This window comes from Hafnia sp. CBA7124 (assembly GCF_002355555.1).
Lineage (GTDB): Bacteria > Pseudomonadota > Gammaproteobacteria > Enterobacterales > Enterobacteriaceae > Hafnia > Hafnia alvei.
This window is the reverse complement of record NZ_AP017469.1, coordinates 4440816-4466966: the sequence shown is the minus strand read 5'-3', so window position 1 is coordinate 4466966 and position 26151 is coordinate 4440816. Positions and strand designations below refer to the sequence as shown.

Genomic DNA, 26151 nt, shown 5'->3' with positions numbered 1-26151 from the left:
AAGTGTGAATAACAAACTGAATAATAAAAAAAATACCTCGTCGAATTTGATGAACCATTTGCTCCAACGCCAGGGCAGTCATCGGATTGAAGGCGAAAAGCCTTTTGTGAGCGTGGTGTGTCCGAGCTACAACCGCCGCGAGTTTTTACCCTACTTGCTTTATATCTATCAATATCAGGATTACCCCGCCGATCGCCGTGAACTGATCATCGTGGATGATTCGCCACACAGCAGCCAAGATCTGGTTGATATGCTGGTTGACCCTAGCATGGAGAACGTACGCTATATTCACAGCGATCGCCGTCTGATGCTGGGTGAAAAGCGCAACATGCTTAACGATCTGGCTAAAGGTGAATATATCATCTGTTTCGACGATGATGACTACTATTCGCCGCAAAAAATCTCTTATCAGGTGGATGAACTGCAGCGTAACAACGCGCTGTTTTCAGGTTCCGATCAGATCTACGTTTGGTACAGCCATCTCAATAAAATCTATCGCACTCATCCTTTTGGGCCAAATCATGCGCTCAACGGCACGTTTGCCTATCACAAAAAGTTTCTGAGAAAGCATCGTTATGAGCATGACGCGATGCTGGCTGAAGAACAGGGCTTTCTGAATAATTTTACCGCGCCGGTTTTACAAATCGACCCTAAGCGCGCCATTTTGTGTGTATCGCACAGCGCTAACACCTATGACAAAGATTACATCATGTCGAGCTGTGAACCGGTTGATCTGACGCTGGAAGACTTCGTTCAAGATACTAATCTGCTGGCGCACTACCGCCGCCTAAGCCTAACGCCTTCGACTCAGCCTGTTTACTGGGAATGCTTTGAGAAAGTGGTGGTGCTGTTTGATCCTGCGTGCGAAGCCGACTTGCCCGATCGCTGTCAGGCGCTGATGGCGTTTGGTATTCCTTCTGAACGGCTGGTGTGTTTGCCTAAGCGGATTGAATCAACGCGAGAAATTTCAGAGCTCACCACGCATTGCCATGTTCTGGAGCAGGCGCAACAGCAGGAATGGCGCAACGTATTGATTTTGGATGCCGATATCCAGTTTGTGAAAAAAGAAAACACGGTCACCAACGTCAACGGTTTGCTCAAAGCGTTGCCCAATATCGAATGGAACGTCGTGCTGTTAGGCGCTAAGCATTTTGAGATGCACCTGATGGAAAGCTTGCCGTCGGTTGGCCGAGTTTATGACGCGCTTTGTGGCTGCGCGTATGCCGTTAATAGCAGCTATTTCAATATATTACTGACCCACTACCGTGAATGTTTAACCTCGTTGCAAGCGGGTGCTGAACCCAAAGCCGCACGCATGGATATGCGCTGGAAAGAGCTGATGCAACAACATTGCTGGCTGGCATTTCACCCCAGCTTCGCTTACCTGAACCGTGATTGGGATTACTTGCAGGATAAAGAAATTGACTGCACTCACTGGTTCTTTAGAAAACCTAAGTAAAGAGCAGCGCGTAAGCGCGCTGTTCTGGAGAAGATTGAAATGCAACTGATTGAAAGTTATCAGCCTGAATATGTGGCTCGTTTTGTGGCTCTTCAGGAAACGTGCAACTGCCCTAAGTGTAAAGCCGAGCAGGGCGAATATCCGCGAGTCACTCAACGCTTCCAGAATCAAGAGCGTGAAAGCCTGATGCTGGGCTGTGAAAGCGCGGTGCGTGAGACATTGCTCAACCCTGAGGCTTTTGTGCTACATCCGGTTCAAACACAGGCTATGGCGAAAGAGGCTCTCAGCCCGTGGCTGGAGCAGGTGAACCAGCAGTGCATCAATTTAACCATTCAGCGTGCCATGAATTTGGAGTGCAGCCTGTATGCCATCGGCGTGCTGCTGAGCAAGGCGCAAACTCTGTCAGAGCAAGGCGATGAGTCCTGTGAGCAGATTGCTTCCATGGGTGAACAGCTGATGTTGCTGGCCGATCAAAATGTGCTCCAGCAGCAACTGGGGATGTTGCCGCCGATTGTTGAGAGCCGGTTGGAAGCGCTGCAAGGAATGGGCGCGCTGCGTTTGAATCTGAACCTGCCTTTACCGCAAAAAATGCCGATGATGCTGAAACTCAGTGAGCTAAGCATTATGCAACCGGCACGCTTAGCAGAACGCTTGCAGGAGTTGGAGGCCGCTTGGCAGACCCAAACTCTCTTTATAGAACAGCCGCATATTCTGCGCAATGCGCTGCTGTATAGCCTATATCACCACGTGTTCCCTGGCATCGATGCCAAGAACTATGGCGAATCATTCTTGGCACTGGTGCGCCATTTCTTCCGCCTGAAAATGCTGTGCGCGATGTGGTTAACCGATAACGAGCAATTAACCGAAGAAAACGTGGTGACGCTGTTCAGCGCCTATTTTGCATGGCAGACAACGGAAACAGCCCAGTTCAATGCCGATCATACTGCGGATTACAGTTTGCTGACGGGGTTGGCGCTGATCTGATCTTTTCATCCTCTGTAGTCTATGCGCTGTTTTTGGCTCAGGGATGCTTTTTATTGAGGTTTTGGTTCACAAGAGATTCTGTTATATGCATTCAGTATCGACGATACATGTTTGGGATTTAGAGCCCATAATCCAATCAGAAGGTAATGTCTCTTTTCCCCTGGCAAATCGCGAAATTACCTTTGAACTGAAAAATTCACATGAGCGTATGTATGCCGCCAAGTGTCTGTTAAAGGTGCGTCACCCCCAGTCAGATGTAGACAGTCTGTTATTTAAACGTTTTGTTAAACAGGGCGATAGAGTCTTGGATGCGGGGGCAAATATTGGTTATACCGCGCTGACTTTTCTTTCGCTTGGCGCTAGTAAAGTCGTAGCATTAGAGCCGGTTCCGTATATTTTCGATAGATTACATACGTTAGCCAGTGACGATCTGATAACCGTTGAAAAGGCACTTTCAGCCGAAGACGGTGAGGCTGAAATTGTACTTTCACAAAGCCATAATCAAGGTTCGAGCATAAAACCTGAGCTAATGGAGATATTCCCGGAGGTTTACGGCGCTGAGCTAAAAAAAGCCTTGATAAAAACGACGACCATAGATCAATTAGTGGGCGAACACGGTCAGTTTGATCTCTGGAAACTTGATATTGAAGGCGCAGAGATAGATGCATTGCGAGGGGCGAGCAATACGTTATTGTTTTCTCCTCCTCGGCTTATCTTTGCGGAATTGTATGCTGATGCGCTGGTTAAATTTTATCAATTAGTCAGTGCAACACATCCTTATATGTATCGCGCGCTCATTGACGTTAAAAATTACCAACTACATTTGTGCGATCCTACACTTCAAGAATTAGAGTCGTTTTATCAAACCAGTCCGATGTATGTTTTTTCTCAAGAAGAGATTAAAGATTAAGCAGGCTCTCTTATCTCCCGTAATAGTAAAAAATACTATTACGGGGATGATTACTAGAAAGATTAACGCGCTAAAAACGCCTGCGCGGTCTTACGATTGATTTTTGTATTACCGAAGAAGTGAACATCAGAAAAGAGATAGTGATGTATGTATTTTTGCAATCGAGATACGTCGAAATGTTTGTAGAAACAGTCTCCTAATACCTCAACCTGCTTGTTATATAGCATCGCCTCTAACCCAACCGTTGAGTTAATCGTAATTACGCTTTCAGCCGCCTGAATAAGCGCATTGGTACTTTCTTGGGTTAAATAAAAACCGAGTTCAGCGCTTAATTTTCCAACGAGCACTATTTCCTCTTCTGACATTTCGGCAGGATGTATCTTTACCGCCAGAGAACAGCCTTTTTCAGTCGCGCATTTTACTGCGTACGTGATGGCATCCTGATTTTTATGTTTGGCATACATCCAAAGCTGTGCGTCGTTGGATACCTGTAGTGGCAGGAAAATAAAGTTTTTACCCGAGTCTAAAATTGTCTGCTGCGATATCTGTTTTATCAGCTCTGAACGCGGGTTTCCTAATGCCTGAGGAATAACTTTACGCTTTTCTTCAACGTATTTTTTCATCCAGCGATGGTGTTTTACTGGGTCTACATCGGGGTAGTCGTCGAGCAGTTCGGGCTGAGCAGCAAGCAGCGAGCTAGCATTGGTTCCTTGAGGGTCAATAAAGACTTTTTCGGGTAGGTTCGCCAACTCGGTAAAGCGGGTTTCAATTTGTAGAATATAGCTGGCGGTTGCTGCCGCCTTTGAGTAAATGCCACATCCGCTGCACATGATGAGCTTGGTGATATTAAGTTCTTTTATGACATGAGAGAAATACAGTAGGGTAGAGAAGTAGCATCGCCAGCACTGTTCATAATCCGCGCCACCCATCAAATGTTCGAAGGATTTTATGATGTCCTGATGAATTCTCTTAAAAAGTACCGGCTTATTTTGTGCAATCTCTTCTGGCGTAGGAACCTTTGCCCTATCCGGGATGCGATAGAGTTGGCAACTTGGCGCTCTTTGAGTAATAAAATTAAACGCTTCATCGTCGCGAACAAAGAACGCTATTTTCTTTCGCTCGCTTTCGCTTAATCCTGCCGTGATCCGTGCAAAGAAATTAGCATAGCCTAAGCCTTCGATGACAAAACCTTTCATCATGAAGTCGTCCAATTATGAATGAGAATATCGCCATTGAATCCTTGGCGGACAAAACTAGGGAAGAAATCGGCGAGCTTTTCTAAATCACCCACGTCAAAAGATAAATCGCTCGGCAAAATAATTGAAGTATTTCGGACAATGACGCTGATGTTATAGCCATATTTTAAGATGGCAGCGTCTTTACAGTTAATTCCGGCCATCACTAAGTGATAGAGCACCAGTCCAGCATTCCACAGGCTAACGTGTCCGCCGACAATTTCTTCTTTTAGCGGAGGTACGGTAACGCAGATAATGCCGTTTGGTCGCGCCGACGCAGCAACTTTTTTGAGGAACTGATTGGGATTCAATTGATGTTCCAATACATGGGAACACCAAATGCAGTCGTACTGCATATCCAGCTCAGCTTCGTTAAAGTCACCGGTGATTAATTCAAACCCGCGTTCATGAGTGTTACGCAAAAAATATTCTGAGCGACCAAAATCGACGCCGGTTACTTTTTTGCCATACATCGCAAAGACTTCGGCGTGTAATCCCTGACCACAGCCGATGTCTAAAACAGTGTCGAACTCATAATCGTCCAGCAGCTTTTGTAGCGCATAGGAGGACATGAACGTGGGCCCCATAGCCGCAAACTGCTTTTGCAATGGGGGAAGATGGGCATACATGATGGTTTTACTGTCTAACATGATCATCCTACAGCATATTTTGAGCGATATTTTAAGGTCTGCCGAGGCTCACCCTTCCTGATACAAATAAGCTTCTGGCTGGGCGACGTTAATCAGGTTATTCACAATTTCCTGTTGCATGTGCAGCATCACGCCGTTGCGTTCATTGATCTCTTTACAGCGTCTGGCCTGTTGCTCAAGGTCTGCCCACAGTGCATTAACCTTCGGCTGATGCTGTTCAGGCAGGCGAGCAAAGAGATCGGTGATGCCTTTACGTCCTCCGGCAACGCCCAGAGATTGTAAAATATCATGTCGTTTTTGCGCGCTTTCTGTCAGACGCTGGTAGTTTTCGACCAGCTCATGGTTGAGCGTACTGAGATCGTCGGCGTTGCGCGCAATGATGTATGCGCGCTGTTTTTCGAGCTGGCCGATAAGCTCAATATAGATCTTTCGATCGCTGACGATATCTTGAATTAGCGTATTAACCTTTTGCGCAGGCGTAGTCATATTCCCTTTCTATCCTTTGTAATATTTCTCTATGGCGAGCGTGAGTTCGTCCAGATTGATGTCAATTTTTCCGGCGCTGATGGCGTCTTTCATCGCGTTAACGCGATCCATATCCACTTCCGGCATGGCCGCAAGTTGCCCCTGAGCTTCACCCAGCACGGGATCAACCGGTGTGGTGGCCTGAGCACGTAAGGGGGTCGCAGACTCTGCATTGGCACTCTTCGTGTTTGCAGTATTGTTGACGGCCTGAGTCAGGTTGTACTGGGTTGAAGTTACTTTCATTGCATCTCTCCGAAACGGGCATCCCGTTGGTCATTTTCTGTCTGGCTGCGCAAGGTTAACCACTAGTTTATCGATGTAGATTATCGACTAGAGGCGGAAGTCTTCCTTCCATACCCAACTATAGCGACCAGCCAACGGCAAAACTTAATTATCCGTGCAAAAACTTTACTGACCCGGTGCGTAAAGCATTCGCACAACGCCCATATTGTCAACAACGGCGCTGACCACGCGCTGGCTGCTTTCGTTTTTCACTTTGATCATGTCGCCTTTACGACCCTTTTTCATTGCTTCGCCCATGGTGCGAGCCTCGATGCCGTCTTGTTCGGCAATCATCACGACGCGCTGGCCGCGATCGACCATGATGGGCTGATCGAGCTGGGCTGGACTAATAGGCTGTAAATCGCGAATACGGCGTTTCACGGTTAATCCCACGACTTCATCAGGATTGGTGATAACCCCCGCGCGGCTGCTGGAGATATTGCGTTTTTTTAACTCGATGTCAGAAGGGGAAATGACCGCACCGCGCTCAAGGGTGTTCTTCGCCACAATGACCGGCAGATAGATATCCGGCTTCACGGTTACATCGACCTCCCACCCGTTGGCATCTTCACAGCGAATGTCATAACGCAGACGGCTCAGATCGCGTTTATCTCCGGTCGGCAGTGCGGCCTGCAATGGCTGGGAGCAAACCCGATAGCTGCTGACCTCCGACGGAATAAACACGTTCATTTTCGCGTTGAAATCTTTCCAATTTTTACGTTTGGCCTCGCGATTGATATCGGCCGTGGCCACTTCTACCGCGAGGGCATAAATCTGCTTGCGAGCGCTAGATGTGCTGGGCTTGGAGGTTTCTTTCATCGCCCAGCCTGAGGCGAGCGGAAGGGCACACAGCCCGAAAACCACGAGAGCTCGGACAAGGGCATGCTGCGGAAGGAAAGAACGTTTCCTAGTATGGCTAATTTTAGACGTAACTTGTTTAAAAATCATATTGTTATAACTCTGGCATGGTAATTGCTATATCAGTAGCGGACAGCAGTAAATGACAGAGAAACAACATTTTACAACGACGTGATGAGAGGAAGTTTCAGTGGGCTTAAGTTTTGACAAGGCATTAGGTGTTCATCCACAGGCGGTACAGCTTCGACTTTCCCGAGCAGAGCTGTTATCGGCGAACTTAGCTAACGTCGACACCCCAAACTTTCAGGCTAAAGATATTGATTTTGCCGCTGAGATGCAACGTTCGAGTTTGAACTTTTCGACGAATAACTCGGCAGAACTCAAATATCGCGTGCCTTATCAGCCCGCTAGCGATGGCAACACGGTTGCTCTGGACGTTGAGCAGGCTGAGTTCTCGAAAAACGCGCTGGATTACCAAACCAGCTTAGCGTTTTTAAACATGAAGTTTGTGGGCCTTAAAAAGGCAATTGACGGTAAGTAATTGATTTAGGTAGCAACGGACAATGGCATTTACGGATATTTATCGCGTTTCAGGTTCAGCAATGACGGCGCAAACCGTTCGCCTGAACACCATCGCCAGTAATCTGGCGAACGCGGAGTCGCCAGCGGACAACGAGGGGGCCGTGTATAAAGCTCGCCGCCCAGTGTTTGCCGCGGTGTATCAGAACAGCGAGCTGATGGACAACAAAGCCTTGGCCGGCGCTCGTGTCCAAATCATGGACGTAGTTGAAACCGGTAACGCAGTGCAGCGCTATGAACCGAATCATCCCATGGCCAACGATCAGGGTTATGTCTTTTATCCAGACATCAACGTCGTGGAAGAGATGGCGGACATGATGTCGGCATCCCGTAGCTTCGAAACTAACGTCGAAGTTCTTAACAGTGTGAAAAGTATGCAGCAGAGCCTGCTGAGACTTGGAGAAGCTTAAGCATGAACGTAAATGACGCGCAGAGTTATACGGATACAACTAGCAATAACAGCCGTGTTGCCAGTAACGATAACAGCGCCGCGAGCATGAACAACCTGTTTATGACGCTATTGGTTGCGCAGATCCAAAACCAGGATCCGCTGAACCCAACCGATGGTACCGAATACGTTAGCCAATTGGCGCAGCTGTCTCAGGTGCAGTCGATGGAGTCCATGTCTGCGCTGATGCAAAACAATGCGGTGTTGATGGATAACCTGCAAACCCTGTCTACCGGCAACTTAGTAGGGCAGAAGGTGATGGTTCAGACCGACAAAATCGAAACTGACGGCAGTACGGTCATCGACGGTCGTCTGTCACTGGATCACGCCGCAGGCGTGGTGACGGTGTACGTCAAAGATGAAGCCGGTACCGAGCACAAAATTGAGCTAGGCCAGCAGGAAGCCGGACAGGTTGATTTTAAAATTGACCCGAAAGAGCTGGGCCTTGCCGAAGGCAAGTACACGCTAAGCGTGGTGACGGATACCGGTGAAGAGTCGGTTCCAATTGAAGTGGGTGGCGTGGTTAACAATGTGCGTATTCCATTGGATGGCAGTGCCACCATGCTGAATATCGCTGGGCTGGGTGAGGTTCCTTATAACTACATCAGCCAGTTTGGGATGAATAGCCCATCCAATAATACCGACACTCGCAAAGCGTAATTTCGAAAACGGAACACTTTCGAACACTAACCCAATTTAGATCAGGAAAGATTTTATGAGCTTTAGTATCGCAACTTCGGGCTTGAACGCCATCACTCAGCAGCTTAGCGCTATCAGTAACAACATTGCTAACTCCGGCACCGTGGGCTTCAAGTCGGGCCGTGCGGAGTTCTCTGCGCTGTACGCACAGTCCCAGCCGCTGGGCGTGGGCGTGAGTGGTATCACGCAAAGTATTACCCGTGGCGGTAATATCATGGCCTCTTCAAGCGCGCTGGATCTAGCGATCTCAGGTAACGGTTTCTTCGTGGTGCGTGATAGCGCAGGTACTGAAGCCTATACCCGCGCAGGGTATTTCGGTACAGATACCAACGGGAATCTGGTCAATCGTCAGGGTATGAATTTGCAAGGTTATCCGGTTGATGCCAACGGCGTATTGCAGGTGGGTAACGTGGGTAATCTGAATATTAGCAGCGGTGCGATTCCCGCCAAAGCCACCAACGGGCTGGAGTTCACGGCTAACTTGGATGCTAACGCCGAAGTACCTAAGGTCACGCCGTTAGATCCGAAAGACAGCTCTTCATATAACAATACCTACACCACGCAGGTTTATGACTCTTTGGGCCGTGAGCACACGTTATCGCAGTATTTTGTGAAGAACGCAGATAACACTTGGACCAGCCATTACTACATGGATGGTGAGCCTGTTCCCGATGCGACTGACCCAACGAAAGGGGCTACCCAGACGATTTCCTTTAGCGCTCAGGGCGTGATGGAAGTACCCAATGGAGCCGTTGATATTTCACTGTCTATACCTGGCGCTGAAGATCTGAACCTTGAGCTGAACTACGCGGGAACGACCCAATTTGGTTCTGATTTCTCCGTAACCAAAAACAAAGGTGATGGCTACGCCTCTGGTGAAAAAACGGGTCAGCAGATTGATGAAGAAGGCTTTGTTTATGCCACCTTCTCAAATGGCGAACGCATGCTGCAAGGCCAGCTGATTTTGGCCAACTTTACCAACCCAGATGGACTGGCTTCACAAGATGGTACTACGTGGGCGCAAACTTCTGCATCGGGTACACCGCTGACCGGCGCGCCAGGTTCAGGCCTGTTGGGTTCTATTAAAGCGGGTGCATTGGAAGAATCTAACGTCGACTTAACCGCCGAGCTGGTGGGGTTGATGACCGCGCAGCGTAACTATCAGGCTAACACCAAAGTTATCAGCACCAATGACAGCATGATGTCGGCTCTGTTCCAGGCGGTCTAATGGATCACTTAATTTATACCGCCGTTAGCGGCGCTAACCGCAGCCTGTCACAGCAGCAGATTCATTCGAATAATCTGGCGAACGTGAACACCAGCGGATTTCGTGGTGACTTAGAAAGCGCTTTATCACAGCAGGTGGCGGGGTCGGGCTACGACTCGCGCTATCTGGTGCAGGAGCAAAACAGCGGTGTGGATATGACGCCGGGTGCGGTGAGAGATACCGGACGCGAGCTGGATATTGCCATTAAAGGCAATGGCCTGATTGCCGTGGGTAACGGAAACCGTGAAGTCTATACCCGTAACGGTCAGATGGACGTTAGCCCTGATGGTGATTTAACCATTAACGGTCGCCCAGTGATTGGCGAAACCGGCCCTGTGGTATTGCCGCCGTTTTCCGATCTTTCCATTGGCGATGACGGCACCATTACGATTGTTCCGCAAGACGGTGACGTCAATGCGGCTATGGACGTCGATCGCATCAAACTGGTGGATATTCCCGCAGATCAGCTTTCAAAAGACGCAGACGGTTTGTTGGTGAGCGCCACGCGGAATAACCCACGTAGCGACGCCGTTGAGATCGCTGCCGGACATCTGGAAAGCAGCAATATTTCAGCGATTAGCGAAATGGTTTCCAGCATTGCGCTGAACCGCCAATTTGAAGCCCAAATCAAGATGATGAAAGCCGCAGAAGATTTGGCGACAGCCGGTAATCGACTGATCCGTGGCAGCTAAATTAAGGAATAAATCATGAATCCAGCTTTATGGATCAGCAAAACCGGCCTTGCAGCGCAAGACGCCAAAATGAGCGCCATTTCCAATAACTTGGCGAACGTGAATACCACCGGTTTCAAACGCGACCGCGTGATGTTTGACGATCTGTTCTACCAAACTCAGCGAGCTCCAGGCGCGCAGCTTGATCAGAACAACGTGGCTCCAACCGGCATTCAGTACGGTACCGGTGTGAAAATCGTGGGGACTCAAAAAGAGTTCTCCGTGGGCAGCATGCAGATCACCAAGCAGCAGATGGACGTGGCGATTACGGGCCAAGGCTTCTTCCAAGTAGAAACGCCAGACGGTGATATTGCCTACACGCGTGCGGGCAACCTACAGGTTAACGCCGACGGCGTGGTGACTAACGCCGCTGGTTTACCGTTAGTGCCTGCGATTGAGCTTCCGGCTAACACCAAAGAGCTGTCGATTGCGAAAGACGGCACCGTGTCTGCAACCGTGGGCGGCGAGGCCGATCCGGTAGAGCTTGGGCAAATCACGCTGGTGAATTTTGTTAATCCGGCCGGTTTAGAAGCGGTAGGCGGCAATCTTTACCGCGAAACGGCGGCCAGTGGCGAAGCCGTAGAAGGCGTACCGGGTGAAGATGCCCTTGGACAGTTGGAGCAGGGAACATTGGAAGGTTCAAACGTACAGGTTGTTGAAGAGATGGTCGACATGATCACCGTTCAGCGCGCCTACGAAATGAACGCGAAAATGGTTTCGGCTGCAGATGATATGTTGAAGTTTGTCACTCAGTCGCTGTAACGGCGGCTTGGTGAAAGAGTAAAGCGAAGAACGTTATGAAAAAGCAGATGTTGATGTGTGTCCTGTTGATGGCGCTAGCGGGTTGTGAAAGCCCTGCGCTGCTAGTTCACAAGGATGATGCGGCCTATGCGCCGCCAGAGGAAATACTGCAGCAGCCGGTTGCAGTGCAGGGTGGCGGGCTATATAACGCCGGTTACAACTGGTCTCTGACCCAGGATCGCCGCGCATACCGCGTGGGCGATATTCTGACGGTACGACTTGATGAGTCTACGCAGTCTAGCAAACAGGCGCGCACCAACTTCGGCAAGAAGAATGATGCGTCTATTGCCGCACCGGAAGCCTTTGGCCACTCAGTAGATAAGCTGAGTGGCTCTATCGGTGCGGATCGCTCCTTTAACGGCAATGCCTCTTCCGCTCAGCAAAATATGCTGCGCGGTTCTATCACCGTGGCGGTACATAAAATCTTGGCTAACGGGGTTTTAGTGGTGCGCGGCGAGAAGTGGCTGACCTTAAATCAGGGCGATGAATATATGCGCGTCACCGGATTGGTTCGAACCGATGATATCGAGCGCGATAACACCATTTCGTCGCAGCGCATTGCGAACGCGCGTATCTCGTATGCAGGCCGTGGTGCGTTAAGTGACTCCAACTCAGCCGGTTGGCTGACGCGGATCTTTAACCATCCGCTGTTCCCTATTTAATTCAGGAGATGTTCAACATGTGCAGATTCCTTACGCTGGTTGTCGCCCTCCTGTGGAGTTCAATGTCATTGGCGCAGCCATTAGGCTCGCTGGTGGATGTGCAAGGCGTTCGTGGTAACCAACTGATTGGTTACAGTTTGGTGGTGGGTTTAGACGGCACCGGTGACAAAAATCAGGTGAAGTTCACCAGCCAATCGGTCACCAATATGCTGCGTCAGTTTGGCGTACAGCTACCGGCCAAGATTGACCCTAAAGTGAAAAACGTGGCGGCGGTGGCAATTAGCGCCACGCTGCCTCCGATGTATGCACGCGGGCAGTCTGTTGATATCACCGTTTCCTCTATCGGTGATGCCAAAAGCTTGCGCGGCGGTACGTTGCTGCTGACTCAACTGCGCGGTGCCGATGGCGAAGTTTATGCATTGGCACAGGGGAACGTGGTGGTCGGCGGTTTTAAAGCCGAAGGCGATAGCGGTTCCAGTATCACCATGAACACGCCAACCGTTGGACGCGTACCGAACGGGGCGTCGATTGAGCGTGAAATTCCTAGCGATTTTCAGGTGAGTAATCTGGTTACGTTGAACCTGAAACGTCCAAGCTTTAAAACGGCAAACAACGTTGCCGTGGCGCTGAATCAGGCCTTTGGTGCGAATACCGCCACGGCGCAAAGTGCGACCAACGTCGTGGTGCGAGCGCCGCAGGACGCAGGTGCTCGCGTAGCCTTTATGTCGATGCTGGAAGACGTGCAGATTAACGCCGGTAAACAGCCGCCTCGCGTGGTGTTTAACGCCAGAACCGGCACGGTGGTGATTGGCGACGGCGTTGTGGTGCGGGCTGCCGCTGTTTCTCACGGTAATTTAACCGTCAGCATTCGCGAAAGCCGCAACGTAAGCCAACCTAATGCCTTCAGCAACGGTGAGACGGTCACTACACCACAAAGCGATATTGATGTGAACCGAGGCCAAGGCCAGATGGTGACCGTTGCCGCAGGCACCAGCCTGCGTAGCATCGTAAACACCATCAATAGCTTAGGCGCCGCGCCGGATGACACCATGGCTATCTTGCAGGCATTACACGAAGCAGGCGCGTTAGACGCTGAACTCGTGGTTATTTAAGGAGAAAAACCATGATTGATGCCATTAATCGCCAAAGTACCGTGCTGCCGGGAGATTTCACTGGCACGCTGAAAGCACAGAATTTAGATCAGGCCGCCGAGCAGTTTGAAGCAATGTTCCTGCGTTCGATGATGCAGCAGATGCGCAAAGCGTCGGATGCGTTAGCGGCGGATGATGATCCGTTCAACAGCAAGCAGCAGCGCATGATGCGTGATTTTTATGATGACAAACTGGCCTCGCAGCTGGCTTCACAGCGCAGTAGCGGAATCGCCACCATGCTGATTAACCAGCTTGATCCTCAGGTTAAGGGAATGGAACGCGCACTTAAGATTGAGGGCGAAAATGTCGCTTCTGATTCTGTAGAAGCGCCAGAGCCCGTAGAGCTTGAAACGCCCGTTATCCCAGTACTTAGCCGCGGACAGGAATCATTATGAGTTTAATCAGTAACGCTTACAGCGGCATTCAAGCCGCCAAGTTAGGTATGAATACCGTTGGTATGAATGTTCAGAATGCCTTAACGCCGGGCTATAGCCGCCAAGGTATTTTGCAAAGTGCCGTAGGGCCGATGGGCTCCGTGGGGCTGTCTGCGGGTAACGGTGTTCAGGTTGACAGTATTCGCCGTATCTCGGATCAGTATTTGACCAGTCAGGTATGGGGCACTAACAGCAAAGCTAACTATTATGATTCCGGGCAGAAGTATATTGGTGCGCTGGAGTCGGTGATTGGCACGGATACCACCAGTTTGGGCAACGGTATCGATAAACTTTTTGCTTCGCTTAATGAGCTCACCACCGAGCCCGATTCTCCTGCGCTGCGTCAGCAATTAATCAACGAAGCGCAGTCGATGGCGACGCGTTTTAATAACATTAATAATTTTATTACTAGCCAGAAGACGTCAATCAATAGTCAGCGTAATGCCACGGTAGACAGCGTGAATACGCTTAGCTCGAACATTGCAGGTTATAACCAGAAAATTGCTGAGCTTGAAGCCACCGGCGGTAACACCAACGTGCTGCGCGATCAGCGTGATGAGCTGGTGAAACAGATGAGCAGCATGGTTGACGTGAAAGTCAGCGAAGACGCGAAAGGCAATTACACGGTCGCTTTGCCGAATGGTCAGCCGTTGGTTAACGGGCAGAGTTCGGGCCAACTCGCCACCACGACCCAGCCAGATGGCAGTCAGTTACTGACGCTAAAATATGCTGGTTCTGAATACTCGATTAATCCGGCAACCGGCGGTCAGCTTGGTGCGCTGAATGATTATGAGCAGGGTACGCTCAAAGAAATGCAGGAATCGGTTCAGGGCATGGCGGAATCTATTGCAACCATGTTCAACGATCAGCTCGGACAAGGTTTCGATCTGAATGGTCAGCCGGGTAAGCCGCTGTTTAATTTCGATTTGAGTAATCCAGCAGGCATGCTGACCATCACCGACATCAAACCCGATGAGCTGGCGCTTTCAGGTAAAAATGATGAAACGGGTAACGGCGATAACCTGAATTTGCTGATTGAACTGAAAAACAAGAAGGTGGATATCGGCGGCATGGGCAATATGAGCATCAACGAAGGTGCCGCCGCGATTATTAGTTCTATCGGTATTGCTAGCCGTGAGAACCAGAACGAAGCCGAAGCAGCCATATCTGTCTATGTAGAAGCGCAGAATCAGCGTGACAACCTCAGCGCGGTCGATCAGGACGAAGAAGCAATTAATCTTCAGGTTTACATGAATGCCTATCAATCAAATATGAAAGTGATTGCGGCGGGTAACCAGATCTTCTCCGATTTACTGAATCTGCTCTGATAATAATAAGGAATTAACATGCGAGTCAGCGGCCTCTACAACGCCAATATGATGACCTACCAGATGGGTAAAAACGGTACCCAGATGAATAAACTGATGCAGCAGATGTCGACATTGCAGCGCGTCAATGTTCCTTCTGACGATCCCATCGCCAGTTCGCGTATGGTGCAGCTTAACCGTGAACAGTCTGCGATCACCCAGTATCAGAGCAATATCTCGCGTTTGTCTGGCAACCTATCGATGCAGGAGTCGCACGTGACGGCGCTGAACAATCAGCTGACATCGCTTAATGACAAACTGTTGGCGGCGTCTAACGATACTCACAGCAGCGAAGATATGTCCGGCTTTGGCAAAGAGATTGGCTCCATGCTCGATTCTCTGGTGGCGACGCTGAACTCGAAAAACGAAGACGGTCGCTATCTGTTTTCTGGCACCAAAACCGATCAGAAACCGGTAGTGTGGAACGAAACCACCCAGAGCTATGAATACCACGGTAACGACGGTACGCGTGAAACCGCAGTGGCTAACGGCGTGAGCATCACTGAAAATACCAACCTGAGCGGAGCTTTTTCGAGCAGTGGTAACGATCTGGATTTATTAAACCAGCTGAAGTCGATCAGTGAGAAAATGCAGGATCCGAATATTCCAGCTTCTGACTATGCGGATGAGCTCAATGCGCTGATGGGTGCCGTAAAAGATTCTTCAGACGATGTGGCCGCGATCTTTACCGATCTCGGTGGGCGTCAAAATCGTTTAACGATGTTGGATGATGCGCATACGGACGTGAAAACGGCTAATGATATGGTCGCTAAAGATTTGTCTGGTTTAGATATGGCCACGGCGTCGGTCAATTTTCAGCTGTATTACAACTCGATGCAGGTTTCGAATAAAACCTACAGCATGATTAGTCAGCTCTCACTCTTTAGCATGATGTAATTGATATGCAAGTTGGTCTTAGCACTTCCTCGTTACAAACCTCAACCACTTCCCCGCTGACGCGGGGAGGTATTGATGCCCCACAGTCGGTTCGCAATCGTGGCATTACGGATACCACGTCAGCTTCACCGGCTAGTTTCCCTGAATCACCGCTGATTTCAGCGCGCCCGCTGCGCTATAACGTTCAGCTTAACCAGCAATTAACGGCGGTTCAGCAGGCAGATAGTTTTCTATCGCAAACGGAAAGCCAGCTCTTGCAGCTGCGCCATTCCGCGACACACAGCCAAACTCGACCTGATACCATTCGTCAGCAGGCGAAAGGTTTGCAAAGCTTGCTGGATAACCGCGCTCAGCTTTCCGGCAATACCGTTGATCGCCATTTCAACGTGAAGTTGGAAGGCAAAACGCAGGTGAATTTTGCGCTGCCAGAGGGTGAAAAACTGTTGCAGGGCGGAGATGCTGAGACGTTAGTTTTCTCTCTCGGTGGCAACAAACGAGAAATGGCCGCGGTATCACTCACGCAAAATGGCTCTGAGCGTCAGGCGGTGATGCGTTTGAATCAAGGATTAGGGCGTTTTGGCGTGCATGCCCGCCAAGATAGCGCCGGTGATGTGACGTTTAGCGTCGATGAGTCGCGTTGGGAGCGAGTGAGTACGCATTTAAGCGTACGCGGTGAGGGAAAGCGTTTTAACTCAACGTTCTCATCGCTCACACCACAGGCTGAGCCCGCGATTGGCGACGTGCTTAAACAAATTGCAGCGCAGCCAGAGCGTTTGCGCGAGCGGGGAACGGAAGTGTTAACCGCGCTGGAGCAAATCACCCATCAGCGTGGAAAATTACGTTTTCAGCAAGAGCGTGTTCGTACGCGCATTGAGGGAATGGCCACGCCGTATGAGCCGCAGCAGGCGCTGGCTGTCTCTCAGGCATTAGGTGAGCATCTACAAAACAGCAGCAGCCAATTTTCTAGCCTTAATCAGGCATTGAGTGCGCAGGCCAATGTGCGCTTGGGTACTGTGAAGAATTTGTTGGGGTGAAAATCTCAGCAATGACCCCACCCTAACCCTCCCCTTGGCAGGGGAGGGAATCGTTCGGTGATGTTGGGCTGATCTACGATCTGCTCCTCCCTGCAAAGTGAGGCTGGAGGGAGAGTGTTATCTCAATGACCCCACCCTAACCCTCCCCTTGGCAGGGGAGGGAATCGTTCGGTGATGTTGGGCTGATCTACGATCTGCTCCTCCCTGCGAAGTGAGGCTGGAGGGAGAGTGTTATCTCAATGACCCCACCCTAACTCTCCCCTTGGCAGGGGGAATCGTTCAGAGATGTTGGATTGATCCTCGATCGGCTCCTCCCCCTGCGAAGGGGGAGGTTGGGAGGGGGTTTAGCCCTAGCTTTTTTCTTGGCTGGGAGGGGGGTATAGACTAATGCCCCAAAGGATATAAAAATATCATTCCGGTTTGCCCTATCACCAGCGGCTGGCCGTCTAGCTTCAGTGGGATCATCCACACTTCATTATTCTGTAAAAAATCAATCAGCCCATCGATCATCAGACGTCGTTGAGGCGTACTGTAATAAATCTGCGAGTAGAGATAGTACACCTTGCCTAATTCGCGGTGAGTTTCCGTAAATTTCCCTTTCACCACAAAGCGCGTGTCGTTTGGGTTAGTGATGGTGTTAAGAATAGTGCCGTTCACTGAGGTTAAATGAGAGTCATAGAGCTCTTTCTGCTGAGACATCAGATCATAAAAGCCCATTTGCACCGTGCCTTGCCTTGGTTTCAGGCTTGGCGTCGCGACGGATAATGCGGTGTAGCCGAGTATTCCGATTAACAAAATAAGCAGGCTTAGTATCCATATCAGCTTATTGGCTCTGACAGGCTGGAATTTCATTTATTTTTCTCACAGTTTCACGAAAGATCAGGTTGCTAAGCTGACGTGTATCGGTTCGCCAATGGTAGATCGTCATGGCGAGCTGTTGGTTGGCACAGGTGGTTTCCACTGAAAACGTATAGTTCAGCACTTGATCAGAGACCTTATAGTAAACATCCATGTAGATGTTTTTGGTCTTCAAGCGCTGGTTGAGTTGGTAAAGCGTGTCCTTCAGCTTGATATAAAGTGAATCTTTGGATGTCGATGTGTCGCCATCTTGCACGATCTGATACAAACGAATATTGCTGTAGACGTTGTTTTCCTGCTGAGCGGCAGCGATCGATTTGTTATTGAGCGTCAGGTACTTATAGCCCATCGCGCCGCTGACCAGTACGGCGACCAGCATGAGAACCGCATAGGCTAACCATGAATGCTTTCTGGCGGGCTGAGGCTCGTTTAGCTGGGAAGCTTCCTGATAATATCCAGGTTCAGGACTGATCCCCAGAGACGAAGTTTCCACGCTAACGACATCAGACGATGCTTCTTCTTCATTGTAGCTGTTTGAATTCGTAGAAATACCTTCAGGAGGTATCTCTGTTATATTCTCATTCTCATTTAATGATTCTGTTTCAATACAGCGGCAATAAGATGACTCTAGTAAATAACCTTTTTTAGGTATGGTTTTGATTATTTTTTGTTGTTTACCATCATCTTCTAGCGCAACACGTAAAGCATGCACGGCATTAGGAAGGCTATTATTTCCTATCACTCGCCTTTCCCAAACCATATTGGTTAGCTCTTCACGTGAGAGGATTTCTCCCGCATGCTGAGTCAGGATATCTAATAGCTTTAATTGGTATTCACCGAGTCTTTTTCTTTCGCCGGTATTTAAATGCAATATTGAACCGGAAGAAATGTCCAGGAGCCAATCATTAACAGAACAGTAGCGTTTATTCATTTAATTACAGAAGTATTAAACCATTAATGTGTAAAATAATTGTATTTTAGAGAGATCAAAAGAACGTCTCTTAACGCAAATTGGGTTAAAAAGTCCGTTTATAATTCGTCAATGAATTGCCGCCCGCTGCGGTGGGGGACTGAAGAACATCGTGTTCTTATGCCCGAAAGCGTTCCAAACAGCCTCTTTTTGAGGGAAGGTGTCTGGTCAATATCGATCTCTTTTAGGAAGATTCTCTTCCGAGAACACTGTTTTACGCGAACAAATACCAACACGCAAGGCCTGTAGCTCTATTTCTACGCTGGAGTTATGACCAAATATGTCTATAGGTAAATACATAGTACCTTTGAGATACCTTTGTATTTCATTTGTGAAATGCGTGATCTTTTTGTATGCGTTAACCGTGATTAATTGTGGGTTAATTTAACTAATAAGGTAACGCTGATGCATTATAAGCAAAGTGAAAATAATGTAAAAATAATAAGACTTTTCTCTTAAGATTTTTCTGATTTGTGTCGCTATTAATAATATTTTAATTTATTAATTCCTTTTCTCTAATGTGGGTATATAGAGAGTGCCATTAATATAACCATCATGTTTATTTATTCTTGATGGCGATTGGGTTGAGGAAAGCTGATTGGTGTCATCTTTTAAAATAAGCTTTTCTATATAAGAAAGAAGTTTCTAGCTAATTATCGAACTGAAGATTTTTTTATTTTCTATTTAACTCTCATCGTCGACGTGTCGTTCTCTCTTAGTACAAGAATTGCGGAATCTAAATAGGTGGATTCCCTGAAGGAGACGACACAATGGCTTTATCTATCTTTACCAATGCCTCTTCCATGGCTTCTACGAACGCGCTGAATAAATCTAACAGCCTGCTGTCCACATCGATGGAACGACTGGGTACCGGCAAGCGTATCAACTCTGCGGCAGATGACGCAGCAGGCATGCAGATTGCTTCCCGTCTGCAGGGCCAGACTAACGGCATGACCGTTGCAAAACGTAACATTGCCGATGCAACTTCTATGCTGCAGACCGCTGAAGGCGCATTCGATGAAGTGAGCAACATCATGTACCGCATGAAAGACCTGGCAACTCAGGCAGCGAACGACACGAACTCCACTGAAGACCGTGCATCCCTGCAGTCTGAATTCGATCAGCTGAATTCTGAGCTGGGCAACATCATGGATAACACTAGCTTCGGTGGTACCAAACTGCTGAGCGGCGGTACTGGTTTGGCTAGCACTGGTGGCCTGAACTTCCAGATCGGTTCTAGCAACGCAGAAACGCTGAATGTTAATGTTTCTAGCCAGTTGTCTGGCTTAACCAAAACTATCGGTACAGCAGCAACCACTAACCCAAGTGGTGCAACTGTCCCTGGTACTGGTCTGGGAGCGTTGAAACTGGATTCTGCGACTAATGCTTCTGGCGCCATTGCAAGTCTGGAAAGCGCTCTGAAAGACGTTGGTTCCCTGCGTTCAACATTGGGTGCCAACATTAACCGTCTGGGCCACACCTCTGCGAACCTGGCAAACATGCAGGACAACACCGAGCTGGCACTGGGCAACATCCGCGATGCGGACTTCGCGTCTGAAGCGTCAACCATGACGCGTCAGCAGATGTTGGCACAGACCAGCATGTCTATGCTGAAGCAGTCAAACAGCATGTCAGGCATGGTAATGTCTCTGCTGGGCTAATATTCCGCATGACTCTCGTGAAAACACCGCCTATGGGCGGTGTTTTTGTATCTATCAGGCAGTCACCATTAGCTAATGAAAATTTTGTTTAATTTTTTTAGTTTTCGATTTAATTCGCAGAGTCAGTGTGTCGTTTTCTATTAGTACGAGAGATGCGGAATCTAAATAGGTGGATTCCCTGAAGGAGACGACACAATGGCTTTATCTATCTTTACCAATGCCTCTTCCATGGCTTCTACGAACGCGCTGAATAAATCTAACAGCCTGCTGTCTACGTCGATGGAACGACTGGGTACCGGCAAGCGTATCAACTCTGCGGCAGATGATGCAGCAGGCATGCAGATCGCTTCCCGTCTGCAGGGCCAAACTAACGGCATGACCGTCGCAAAACGCAACATCGCCGATGCAACTTCTATGTTGCAGACCGCTGAAGGCGCATTCGATGAAGTCAGCAACATCATGTACCGCATGAAAGACTTAGCCACTCAGGCAGCGAACGACACTAACTCAAGTGAAGACCGTGCATCCCTGCAGTCTGAATTCGATCAGCTGAACTCTGAGCTGGGCAACATTATGAGCAACACCAGCTACGGCGGCACTAAACTGCTGAGCGGTACTACAGGTCTGGCTAGCACTGGTGGCCTGAACTTCCAGATCGGTTCTAGCAACGCAGAAACGCTGAATGTTAATGTTTCTAGCCAGTTGTCTGGCTTAACCAAAACTATCGGTACAGCAGCAACCACTAACCCAAGTGGTACAACTGTCCCTGGTACTGGTCTGGGAGCGTTGAAACTGAATTCTGCGACGAGTGCTTCTGGCGCTATCGCTGATTTGGAAGGCGCGCTAAAAGAAGTTGGTTCTCTGCGTTCATCTCTGGGTGCGAACATCAACCGTCTGGGGCATACCTCTGCGAACCTAGCAAACATGCAGGACAATACCGAGCTGGCGCTGGGCAACATCCGCGATGCCGACTTCGCTTCTGAAGCATCAACCATGACGCGTCAGCAGATGTTGGCACAAACCAGCATGTCTATGCTGAAGCAGTCAAACAGCATGTCAGGCATGGTGATGTCTCTGCTGGGCTAATCAGCGATGACACCATAATGCAAAAAAACACCGCTCTTGGGCGGTGTTTTTATTTCTGCCGGAATACTTCCTCTTTCCGTCAATATCAGGAAAAACACCTTCCGGTAGTCACCCATCTCATTGATTTAAATTAACTAAAAAGTTGGCACGTACTTTGCTTTATCTGTGGGGGATTTATCGGTAACCCTGTAGGTAACCATTTCTACTCGCCAGCGCGTCCGGAGGATCAGCATGTCAGATTTTACGAGTATTGACCCACAGACCATGGCAACGCAGTTGGCTAGCTACGATGTTATGGCATTGCAGGCAGCCCTGAAGAAACAGCAAACGTCGTTAACCGGCCAGCAAGATGCGTTAAAAGCGCTGAAAAGTGCCATGACGGATTTCCGCACCGCATTAACGGCGCTGAATAAAACCAATAATGGCCTGCTGACCAATAAGGTCACCACCAGTTTAGACAATATTGCCAATGTCACCGCCAACTCCAACGCCACCAAAGGAACATACAACCTTTACGTTGAGCAACTGGCGGGCTCGCATCAGGTGGCGTTCGACGATATGACCGATGATGCCGTCAACAACGCGACGGGCACCTTCACGCTTGAGGTCAATGGCAAGTCTATTGATATCGAGATGGATGGTCTAGAGACCATGTCAGATCTGGCTCGAGCCATCAACAAAACCAACGATGGCTCAGAGAAAAGCCCAGCGATCACCGCATCGCTAATCCGCACCGACGGCGAAGTTAAGCTGATGCTCAGCAGTGATAAAACCGGTGCAGAAAACGAACTTAAGCTGAGTGGCGATATTCCGGCTGAAATGGATTCAGGTAAGAAAACCACGATCTCTGAAGCCAAAGACGCCATCGTTTATTTGGGTGGTAACGATACTGGCCTGAAAATTACTAACAGTACCAATAAGTTAGACGGTGTTATTGACGGCGTGACCGTTGAGCTGAATCAGGCACAGAAGGTTGGTGATGCGCCACTGCGTATCAACGTCAACACCGACACCAGTGAAACTGAAACACAGGTAAAAGCATTCATCGATGCCTATAACACGATGCGTGATTCACTTGGCAAATTAACCGCTAGCGGCAGCGGTGGAAAAGATCGTGGTGCCTTTGCCGGTGATGCGGGAATTGCATCGTTAGAGCGTGAACTGAACAACATGGTTCGTACCAATATCGATGGTTTGGACATGACTAAGTTCGGCATCACCGCGGATAAAGACGGCAAGTTAGAACTCGACAGCGAAAAGCTCGAGAAAATGCTGACAGATAACCCGACGCAGCTGACCGCGCTGTTTAACGGCAATGACGGCCTTATCAAGAAAATGGATAAGTCGCTGGATAAATATCTGAACAGCACCAACGGCGTGATTAAGGGCCGTCAAGAATCTCTGGATCGTCAGGAAACGCAGTTGACTGACCGCAGTGACAAAATTAGCACCCGTTATGAGAACTCTTATAACCGTTATCTGAAGCAGTTTACCCAGTTGCAACAGGTGATGTCTCAGATGAACAACACGATGAGTATGTTTGGCTTAGTCTAAGGAAACGTAGGTTTTATGTACGGAACTCAACAGGAAGGATACGGCCTTTATCAGGATTCAGATCTGGCGATTCAGGCCGCCGCCGCGACCCCTCATCAGCTGGTTCTTATGCTGTTTAGCGGTCTCATGGATGAACTGGTTCGCGCCAAGAGCCACATTGTTGCCAAGCGCTATGAACGTAAAGTTCAGAGCATTAATAAGTGCATCGATATTCTCAATGCGCTGACAAGCGCGCTGGATTACGAAAAGGGTGGTGACTTGGCCTTGAGCTTGGCAAACCTGTATGACTACTGCGTTTACCGTCTTTATGACGCTAGCCACAAGCTGTCGGTTGAATACATTGATGAAGTGGAAGCCATCCTCAACAACCTGCGTGAAGGTTGGGAAGAGATGGGTAAGCAGAATGGATGATATTCAGCTGATTCAGTTCCTTGCCAACGCGTTGAAGAGTGCCACTCAGCAGCGTGATTGGGTACAGGTGCGGAACGTTGATAAGCAGATCGCTTCGTTACTGAGTTCACTCAGCGGGCAGCCGTTGAGCGAGCAAAAGCGGCAGGCCTTGATGATGCTGAAAGATATTCATCATCGCGTGAATGAGATCTGCCGCCAGCAAAGCGCAGAGCTTGAGCACAAGATGGCTTTGCACCGTAACAACCGCGAAGGGGCGATGGCTTACGCTATTTTTAGCGGCGACGAGGACAGCGAATAATGAGCATGATGGATCTGGTTTCTAGCTCAATGCCGACTGCGATGGACGCATCTTCTGCCGTGTCTATCGGTGATTCGACTGGCGCCGCGCCGATGATCGGGGCGGTCGGTGGAGTGCTAAATAGTGGCGCATTACCGGAAAACACCGCGCAGTTCAGTCATGAGCTGCTCAGTATGGTGGGCTCTTTGCTTGCTCAGTCTGGTGTTACGGGGTTGCGTCCTGCAGTGGGAGGCACGAACGCGGATACTGCGCTGCCTTCTGCCGATAGCGATGCGGATGCCGACGATCTGGCGAGCTTGCCGCAGGAAGATCAACAGCAGATGTTGAATCTGCTATTGAACACCTACCAGCCACCGGCTCAGCAGGCGGCAACGCCGCAGGGTGAGCAACATGCTTGTGCTGAATTGCTGATGCTAAGCCGCCAAACGACGGCTCAACCGGTGACGACAGGCGCTTCTCAGCCGGTGAATGCGTCATTGCTGAACGCTGCGTTAAACGCTACGCCGTCTGATATTGCCATCTCATCGGCAATGACCAAGACCCACGAAGCGTTTAGTCCTGCGATGCAGCAGCATTCCTCTGTACCCAGCGATCTCCTGAATGCGTCGTTAGCCACGTCTGCGCCTTCAAGCGTAGGTAATAACGTGGCTTCAACGGTGCAGAATTTTAATGCGACTACTGCGCCGCTGAAGCTGGAATCCAGCGAAGAGCGCTGGCCGCAGCAGTTACAAAATTCACTCGGTGAGCGCTTACAGGTTCAGGTTAAAAATCAGGTTCAACATGCCACGATCCGACTCGATCCGCCGGATATGGGCAAGATCGATATCTCGATTCAATTTGAGTCTGGACGTTTGCAGGTGCACATCAATGCCAGCCAAGGCGAGGTTTATCGCGCCCTGCAGCAGGTCAGCAATGAACTGCGCCAAAGCCTGACTGACCAGAACTTTGTGCAGGTGAACGTTCAGGTTTCCTCGCAAAACTCACAGCAACAATCAGGGCATGGGCATCAAGGCGAAGCTCAGCAGCCTTTCATTCTCTCGGGTACACCGCTGGACAGTGAAGCCACTGAACCATCGAAGAAAACCCGCGAGGATGAATCTGTCCTCATGACAATTTGAACTACTGAATAAGACATATATGACCGTAAAAACATTTTCATTAGGTTTGGTAATTGCATTGGTCGCCGCCGTGCTGGCGGCGGTTTTAGCCGTAATGGGGAATCACATTCTGGCTCAGCCAGAAAACGGTGTAGGTGACAAAATTTCTAAGATGTTCTCCTCCGCTGATGGTGAGGCCACCGTAGAGTTTGTCGAAATCAAAAACGTTGTTATCACCCTGAAAAGCGATAACAAAAAAGAACGCTATTTACTTTTAGAACTGGCGCTCGCCACGTCTGATGGCAAAGAAACTGCGCGTACTGAGGCGATGGTTCCTGCGATCCGTGGGGCAACCGTAAGCCTGTTATCCGATATGGAATATTCACATATTCGCGGCATGAACGTGGTTGAGCTGCGTGAACAGCTAATGGCGGCCTATGTGACGAAGTTTAAAGCACTGAATACGGGCGTGCCGTTTCACGATGTCATCATTAGCAAGATGGTCTTTCAATAGAAAGCGATAGAAACACGAGCAATGGAAATAATGGATTTTATGACCAATGAAGCGCTGACTCCGGCGCAAGAAACGCAGTATCTCACTGCGTATCTGCCGTTGGTAAAACGTGTGGTAAGGCAGCTGTCTTACCAAACAAGCAGCGTTCTCGACCGCGAGGACATGGAACAGATCGCCCTAATGGGGTTGCTCTCGTCCTTGCGTCGTTACGGACATCCCGATGAGCAGTTCGGTGCTTATGCTATTCACCGAATTCGCGGCGCCGTGTTAGATGAACTGCGCCAGCTAGACTGGCGCCCGCGCCGCTTACGACAGAAGACCCACAAACTGAATGACGCCATCCGCGAGCTGGCGCGAGAGCTAGGCAAAGAACCTAGCTATGAAGAAATTGCAGGGCGACTGGAGATCTCGCCGCAGGAGTATCAGGAATATCTGTTGCTTGACTGCGCTAAGTCGCTGGAAAGCCTTGATGATTTACTCTCTAACGACGGCGTGGGCTCCGCGCTCAATAGCCGTCCGTTGGAGGACGAGATGATGGTCAGCAATACCTTGCGTGTTGCTTTGGCCAGCCTCGACAAACGCGAGCAGCTGATCTTGAGCCTCTATTATCAGCATGAAATGAGTCTGAAAGAGATAGCACTGGTGCTGGATCTTACCGAAGCCAGAGTCTGTCAGCTCAATAAGAAAATTACAGAAAAAATTAAAAGCTTTTTCTAGAAGTGGAACCAC

General features: G+C 49.3%; 29 protein-coding genes and 1 pseudogene. 23 read left to right on the top strand and 7 right to left on the bottom strand.

What is annotated here, in order from left to right:
* The first annotated feature begins 4 nt into the window (after nt 1–4).
* From CPY98_RS20280 to CPY98_RS20270, 3 genes are all read left to right on the top strand, one after another.
* Nucleotides 5–1459 carry a glycosyltransferase family 2 protein gene (locus CPY98_RS20280; protein WP_227743356.1) on the top strand — a complete coding sequence of 485 codons (1455 nt, stop codon included), beginning with the start codon at nt 5–7 and terminating at the stop codon, nt 1457–1459.
* Between the two features lie 39 nt (nt 1460–1498).
* On the top strand, nt 1499–2443 hold the full coding sequence (fliB, locus tag CPY98_RS20275; protein ID WP_096388669.1) for a flagellin lysine-N-methylase: 945 nt from the start codon (nt 1499–1501) through the stop codon (nt 2441–2443).
* An 85-nt stretch (nt 2444–2528) separates the two neighbouring features.
* The gene (locus CPY98_RS20270) at nt 2529–3353 is read left to right on the top strand and encodes an FkbM family methyltransferase (RefSeq protein WP_157743859.1); all 825 of its coding nucleotides are present in this window, start codon (nt 2529–2531) and stop codon (nt 3351–3353) included.
* Between the two features lie 62 nt (nt 3354–3415).
* Here the strand turns inward: CPY98_RS20270 and CPY98_RS20265 are convergent, their stop codons facing one another.
* The 5 genes from CPY98_RS20265 to flgA all read right to left on the bottom strand — a co-directional run bounded on the left by CPY98_RS20265 (nt 3416) and on the right by flgA (nt 6993).
* The gene (locus tag CPY98_RS20265) at nt 3416–4552 is read right to left on the bottom strand and encodes a hypothetical protein (protein ID WP_096388667.1); all 1137 of its coding nucleotides are present in this window, start codon (nt 4550–4552) and stop codon (nt 3416–3418) included.
* Entirely contained in the window at nt 4549–5238 is a 690-nt protein-coding gene (locus CPY98_RS20260; protein ID WP_157743858.1) for a bifunctional 2-polyprenyl-6-hydroxyphenol methylase/3-demethylubiquinol 3-O-methyltransferase UbiG, read from the bottom strand. The genes CPY98_RS20265 and CPY98_RS20260 overlap by 4 nt, the downstream gene beginning before the upstream one ends.
* A 48-nt stretch (nt 5239–5286) precedes the next feature.
* On the bottom strand, nt 5287–5724 hold the full coding sequence (locus tag CPY98_RS20255) for a flagella synthesis protein FlgN (RefSeq protein WP_043489835.1): 438 nt from the start codon (nt 5722–5724) through the stop codon (nt 5287–5289).
* A 9-nt stretch (nt 5725–5733) separates the two neighbouring features.
* Nucleotides 5734–6006 (bottom strand): flagellar biosynthesis anti-sigma factor FlgM, encoded by a 273-nt coding sequence (locus CPY98_RS20250; protein WP_025799665.1) that lies wholly within the window; start codon nt 6004–6006, stop codon nt 5734–5736.
* Between the two features lie 165 nt (nt 6007–6171).
* Nucleotides 6172–6993, bottom strand: coding sequence for a flagellar basal body P-ring formation chaperone FlgA (flgA, locus tag CPY98_RS20245; RefSeq protein WP_096388665.1), 822 nt, complete (start codon nt 6991–6993; stop codon nt 6172–6174).
* Between the two features lie 100 nt (nt 6994–7093).
* Here flgA and CPY98_RS20240 point away from each other — a divergent pair, with 100 nt between their 5' ends.
* The 12 genes and pseudogenes from CPY98_RS20240 (at nt 7094) to CPY98_RS20185 (ending at nt 16973) form a co-directional block, all read left to right on the top strand.
* Nucleotides 7094–7444 carry a flagellar basal body protein gene (locus CPY98_RS20240; RefSeq protein ID WP_025799662.1) on the top strand — a complete coding sequence of 117 codons (351 nt, stop codon included), beginning with the start codon at nt 7094–7096 and terminating at the stop codon, nt 7442–7444.
* 22 nt (nt 7445–7466) lie between these two features.
* Nucleotides 7467–7892, top strand: a complete 426-nt coding sequence (gene flgC / locus CPY98_RS20235; RefSeq protein WP_025799660.1) for a flagellar basal body rod protein FlgC — start codon at nt 7467–7469, stop codon at nt 7890–7892.
* 2 nt (nt 7893–7894) lie between these two features.
* Complete coding sequence (gene flgD / locus CPY98_RS20230) at nt 7895–8590, top strand: flagellar hook assembly protein FlgD (protein WP_025799659.1); 696 nt, start codon at nt 7895–7897, stop codon at nt 8588–8590.
* Nucleotides 8591–8645: 55 nt separating this feature from the next.
* Entirely contained in the window at nt 8646–9857 is a 1212-nt protein-coding gene (gene flgE / locus CPY98_RS20225; protein WP_046449639.1) for a flagellar hook protein FlgE, read from the top strand.
* Nucleotides 9857–10588 (top strand): flagellar basal-body rod protein FlgF, encoded by a 732-nt coding sequence (flgF, locus tag CPY98_RS20220; RefSeq protein WP_046449640.1) that lies wholly within the window; start codon nt 9857–9859, stop codon nt 10586–10588. The genes flgE and flgF overlap by 1 nt, the downstream gene beginning before the upstream one ends.
* 15 nt (nt 10589–10603) lie before the next feature.
* The gene (flgG, locus tag CPY98_RS20215) at nt 10604–11389 is read left to right on the top strand and encodes a flagellar basal-body rod protein FlgG (protein WP_043489825.1); all 786 of its coding nucleotides are present in this window, start codon (nt 10604–10606) and stop codon (nt 11387–11389) included.
* A 35-nt stretch (nt 11390–11424) separates the two neighbouring features.
* Nucleotides 11425–12090 (top strand): flagellar basal body L-ring protein FlgH, encoded by a 666-nt coding sequence (gene flgH / locus CPY98_RS20210; RefSeq protein WP_043489823.1) that lies wholly within the window; start codon nt 11425–11427, stop codon nt 12088–12090.
* 17 nt (nt 12091–12107) lie between these two features.
* The gene (locus tag CPY98_RS20205; protein ID WP_025799649.1) at nt 12108–13202 is read left to right on the top strand and encodes a flagellar basal body P-ring protein FlgI; all 1095 of its coding nucleotides are present in this window, start codon (nt 12108–12110) and stop codon (nt 13200–13202) included.
* 11 nt (nt 13203–13213) lie between these two features.
* A pseudogene (locus CPY98_RS20200) lies at nt 13214–13495 on the top strand (rod-binding protein); the annotation flags it as partial.
* 137 nt (nt 13496–13632) lie between these two features.
* Nucleotides 13633–15003: a flagellar hook-associated protein FlgK gene (flgK, locus tag CPY98_RS20195; RefSeq protein ID WP_096388664.1), complete on the top strand. Its 1371-nt coding sequence runs from the start codon at nt 13633–13635 to the stop codon at nt 15001–15003.
* 18 nt (nt 15004–15021) lie between these two features.
* Nucleotides 15022–15939: a flagellar hook-associated protein FlgL gene (flgL, locus tag CPY98_RS20190; RefSeq protein ID WP_038501770.1), complete on the top strand. Its 918-nt coding sequence runs from the start codon at nt 15022–15024 to the stop codon at nt 15937–15939.
* A 5-nt stretch (nt 15940–15944) separates the two neighbouring features.
* On the top strand, nt 15945–16973 hold the full coding sequence (locus CPY98_RS20185) for a hypothetical protein (RefSeq protein ID WP_025799641.1): 1029 nt from the start codon (nt 15945–15947) through the stop codon (nt 16971–16973).
* 384 nt (nt 16974–17357) lie between these two features.
* On the opposite strand, the gene CPY98_RS20180 is transcribed toward CPY98_RS20185, so the two are convergent.
* Both CPY98_RS20180 and CPY98_RS20175 read right to left on the bottom strand, forming a co-directional pair.
* Entirely contained in the window at nt 17358–17825 is a 468-nt protein-coding gene (locus CPY98_RS20180; protein WP_096388663.1) for a hypothetical protein, read from the bottom strand.
* Nucleotides 17797–18762 carry a transcriptional regulator gene (locus CPY98_RS20175; RefSeq protein WP_096388662.1) on the bottom strand — a complete coding sequence of 322 codons (966 nt, stop codon included), beginning with the start codon at nt 18760–18762 and terminating at the stop codon, nt 17797–17799. Before CPY98_RS20175 ends, CPY98_RS20180 begins: the two co-directional genes overlap by 29 nt.
* A gap of 809 nt (nt 18763–19571) precedes the next feature.
* Here CPY98_RS20175 and CPY98_RS20170 point away from each other — a divergent pair.
* From CPY98_RS20170 to CPY98_RS20135, 8 genes are all read left to right on the top strand, one after another.
* Nucleotides 19572–20462: a flagellin gene (locus tag CPY98_RS20170; RefSeq protein ID WP_046449643.1), complete on the top strand. Its 891-nt coding sequence runs from the start codon at nt 19572–19574 to the stop codon at nt 20460–20462.
* Between the two features lie 195 nt (nt 20463–20657).
* Entirely contained in the window at nt 20658–21548 is an 891-nt protein-coding gene (locus tag CPY98_RS20165) for a flagellin (RefSeq protein WP_046449644.1), read from the top strand.
* A 231-nt stretch (nt 21549–21779) separates the two neighbouring features.
* Nucleotides 21780–23102, top strand: coding sequence for a flagellar filament capping protein FliD (fliD, locus tag CPY98_RS20160; RefSeq protein ID WP_046449645.1), 1323 nt, complete (start codon nt 21780–21782; stop codon nt 23100–23102).
* A 15-nt stretch (nt 23103–23117) separates the two neighbouring features.
* The gene (fliS, locus tag CPY98_RS20155; RefSeq protein ID WP_025799630.1) at nt 23118–23513 is read left to right on the top strand and encodes a flagellar export chaperone FliS; all 396 of its coding nucleotides are present in this window, start codon (nt 23118–23120) and stop codon (nt 23511–23513) included.
* Complete coding sequence (locus tag CPY98_RS20150; RefSeq protein ID WP_046449646.1) at nt 23506–23811, top strand: hypothetical protein; 306 nt, start codon at nt 23506–23508, stop codon at nt 23809–23811. Before fliS ends, CPY98_RS20150 begins: the two co-directional genes overlap by 8 nt.
* Complete coding sequence (locus CPY98_RS20930; RefSeq protein WP_172863854.1) at nt 23811–24929, top strand: flagellar hook-length control protein FliK; 1119 nt, start codon at nt 23811–23813, stop codon at nt 24927–24929. Before CPY98_RS20150 ends, CPY98_RS20930 begins: the two co-directional genes overlap by 1 nt.
* Before the next feature lie 19 nt (nt 24930–24948).
* Nucleotides 24949–25422: a flagellar basal body-associated FliL family protein gene (locus CPY98_RS20140; protein WP_025799624.1), complete on the top strand. Its 474-nt coding sequence runs from the start codon at nt 24949–24951 to the stop codon at nt 25420–25422.
* A gap of 30 nt (nt 25423–25452) precedes the next feature.
* Complete coding sequence (locus CPY98_RS20135; protein ID WP_040044399.1) at nt 25453–26139, top strand: FliA/WhiG family RNA polymerase sigma factor; 687 nt, start codon at nt 25453–25455, stop codon at nt 26137–26139.
* The last annotated feature ends 12 nt before the right edge of the window (nt 26140–26151 follow it).